Below are 2,634 nucleotides of genomic sequence, written 5' to 3'. Positions count from 1 at the left end.
CGGACATTTTCACTAACGCCTGCTTCAGATGTCGGGCTTGAAGTGACCTTAGCATAAATTTCCGCGTTGGGCTCAAACCGGCCCGTCACTGCGACCTGCGCGAAGGTCCGACCTGCAATGTCAGGTCCGCTCATGACATGGCGACCAACGCCCTCTGACGTTCCTCATTCCTCCTTCGGGCCGGGCGCGGCGGCAGAAACAGACGTTCGGAAACTCCTGCTGCGGGTCCCGCAAACTTGAGCGCCTTCTGCCGCACGCCCGCGCATTGCAGCACATTCTGCCAAATCCGCACGGCTAAGCTCGGTCAGGACAACAGACTTGCAGGAGCTGCCGCCATGGCCAATTTTCGCCCGAAATACGTGACCTTCGACACCCACGGGACGCTCATCAACTTCGAGATGGCCGGGGCCGCGCGCGACCTCTATGGCCATCTTCTGGATGAGCCGCGCATGCAAGAGTTCATCGACAACTTCCAGGGCTATCGCTTTGACGAGGTGATGCAGGACTGGAAACCCTACGCGGAGGTTGTGCACAACGCGCTGGAACGCACCTGCCGCCGAAACGATATCGCCTTCCGGGCAGAAGACGCGGAAATGATCTACAAGCGCATCCCGAGCTGGGGGCCCCATGCCGACGTGCCCGAGGGGCTCGCCAAGCTGGCCAGGGAAATCCCGCTGGTGACCATCACCAACTCGATGAACGAGCAGATCCATTCGAATATCGCCAAACTTGGCGCACCGTTCCATGCCGTTTTCACCGCTGAAGACGCAGGTGCCTACAAGCCGCATTTCAGGGCGTTCGAGTACATGTTCGACATGCTGGGATGCGGGCCGGAAGACGTTACGCACGTCTCGTCGTCTTTCCGCCACGACCTGATGTCCGCCTATGATCTGGGCATCAAGAACAAGGTCTGGGTCAATCGCGGCCATGAACCTGCGAACCCGTTCTATGAGTATACCGAGATCCGCGACATCACGGAGCTGCCCGGCGTGTTCGGGATCTGAGGGCGGGGGGTTTCAAGGTGGCTGTTGTTCCCGACTCTCCAGCCCGCGCACCCGAAGGTCAGAGTGACAGACCCGCAAGCGAAGAGGACAATCGTCAGCTCGGGGCGGTCGCCTCGACTGATGCCTTTTTTCGCGCCGCCTCCGCCAACCTGTCGGTGCGGCCGGACACCACGGAGCGGGACATTTCGGCGGATTTGCTGAAGCGCCACTATGGGCTGGAAGGCACGATCACGACCCTGTCTTCCGAAGTGGAGCGCACGGTCGAAGTCACGCTGCCGACCTCTTGCCGATTGATCCTGAAAACTTCTACGAGACCGGAAGCTGTCGACAGTTTCCGGTTTCAAAGCGCCGCCATGGCGCGCCTGCACGCCAAAGCCAATGTCGTGGTGCCTCGGGTGATTCCGACACGGGGCGGCGCCTTGATGTTCAAGGAAGACAGGGTTTGTGGCTATTTGCAGACCCGGATCGACGGGACACCGCTGCATCAGGCGGTACCGGCGCCGGAACAGCTCTTTCAAACCGGCAATGCGCTTGCGCGGCTGGATCAGGCGCTTGAGAAAACCGAATTGCCCTCCGCCCATCGTCCGGTTCTGTGGAACATCCGCTGCTGGCCTCGGCTGATGGAACTGGCGCAAAACCTGCCTTCTGGGAGCATTGCCGACAATGTTCGCGCCGCGATGGCCGAGTACGTGAGCTCGGTTGAGCCCTACATCGCCGGTCTGGACTGGCAGGTCACCCACAACGATCCCAGTCCGCACAACATGATCGTTACGGACCAGGACTTGGGCTTCATCGACTTCGGCGATGGCGGATGGAACCCCCGGATTCAGGATCTGGCCGTCGCGGCCAGCCATCACGTCACCGATCCGGCCCTTCCCCTGGGCGGAGCCGAGCAATTGATCGCGGGTTATGCCTCGGTCCTGCCGCTCTCGGCACTGGAGGCACGGGTGCTCACCGGGCTGATGAAGGCCCGACAAAGCGCGCTGATCCTGGTGAATTACTGGCGCGCACGGCTTTTTCCTGCCGAGGCTGACTATATCAAGAAGAACGTCGCGCGGGCCGAACGCGGCTTGTCGATCCTGGCACCGCTCGATTCCCCATCGGGCGAGGCGGCGGTGCTGACAGCACTCGCCCTGCCACAGCCGGACGACCCGGGCGGACTCACCCATCAGACAGGAAGCAGAACATGACCACCGATCTCATGCCCAACCGCTACAGGCCGGGCGAAATCGATCTGCCCGGTCGCGAGGCCGATCTGATCGCCCGCCGTGACGGCGTGCTTGGCGCCTCCTACCGGCTGCAATACCGCAAGCCGGTGCATTTCGTCCGGGGCGAGGGCATGTGGCTCTACGACCCTGACGGGCAGGCCTATCTCGACTTCTACAACAACGTACCCTCGCTGGGTCATTGCCACCCGGAGGTGAACGCCGCCATGGCCGAACAGGCCGGACGGATCAGCGCCAACACGCGCTATCTCGAACCGCGTCTGGTCGAATATGCCGAACGGTTGGTCGAAACCTTCCCGGCGGAGATGGATCGGGTGGTGTTCACCTGCACGGGCAGCGAGTCGAACGATCTCGCCCTGCGGATTGCCCGCCATACCAGCGGCAATGAAGGGGTGATCGTCTCA

At 61.8% G+C, this 2,634-nt stretch carries 3 protein-coding genes; all 3 read left to right on the top strand.

Annotated elements, in window-relative coordinates; all coding sequences use genetic code 11:
- Positions 1 to 335: 335 nt before the first annotated feature.
- Positions 336 to 1,004 (top strand): haloacid dehalogenase type II, encoded by a 669-nt coding sequence (locus ACQY7U_RS17115; protein ID WP_428646838.1) that lies wholly within the window; start codon positions 336 to 338, stop codon positions 1,002 to 1,004.
- A gap of 17 nt (positions 1,005 to 1,021) precedes the next feature.
- Positions 1,022 to 2,194, top strand: a complete 1,173-nt coding sequence (locus ACQY7U_RS17110) for a phosphotransferase enzyme family protein (RefSeq protein ID WP_428646835.1) — start codon at positions 1,022 to 1,024, stop codon at positions 2,192 to 2,194.
- A partial coding sequence (locus ACQY7U_RS17105) for an aminotransferase class III-fold pyridoxal phosphate-dependent enzyme (RefSeq protein ID WP_428646832.1) occupies positions 2,191 to 2,634 on the top strand: 444 nt, incomplete at its 3' end. The genes ACQY7U_RS17110 and ACQY7U_RS17105, both read left to right, overlap by 4 nt.

Source organism: Roseibium sp., from assembly GCF_050301095.1.
GTDB lineage: Bacteria > Pseudomonadota > Alphaproteobacteria > Rhizobiales > Stappiaceae > Roseibium.
Note: the sequence above shows the minus strand (reverse complement) of the source record. Positions and strands in the feature narration are given on the sequence as shown.

What these genes read in the sequence shown, in the direction of transcription:
- ACQY7U_RS17115 (WP_428646838.1), top strand. Translation starts at nt 336, where the DNA reads ATGGCCAATTTTCGCCCGAAATACGTGACCTTCGACACCCACGGGACG.